At 64.7% G+C, this 255-nt stretch carries 1 protein-coding gene; it reads right to left on the bottom strand.

Annotation, left to right across the window (positions count from 1 at the left end; all coding sequences use genetic code 11):
- A partial coding sequence (locus FEI13_RS18980; protein WP_138183031.1) for a hypothetical protein occupies nt 1-255 on the bottom strand: 255 nt, incomplete at both ends.

Below are 255 nucleotides of genomic sequence, written 5' to 3'. Positions count from 1 at the left end.
CCCTGCATGAGCTTGTCGGCCGGTGCGGCGTAGGCAAAGCGTGCAAGGTCGGTGTAAGCGGCATCGAACCGCCGCTCCTGGCCTTGCAGGCTCATGCTGAAACGGCTGTCGCGGGTGTCTGCTGCGGCTTTGCCGAAGGGCGCCGGCAGGTCGATGGCCAAGCCCTTCAGGTTCGAGTTGACGCTCAGCCGGTTGTCCCGGCTACCCAGGCTGAGTTGCAACTGGTAAGGCAGGTCACCGGACGCTGGCAAAACC

Origin of the sequence: Halomonas urmiana, assembly GCF_005780185.1 — a bacterium.
Lineage (GTDB): Bacteria > Pseudomonadota > Gammaproteobacteria > Pseudomonadales > Halomonadaceae > Halomonas > Halomonas urmiana.
Note: the sequence above shows the minus strand (reverse complement) of the source record. Positions and strands in the feature narration are given on the sequence as shown.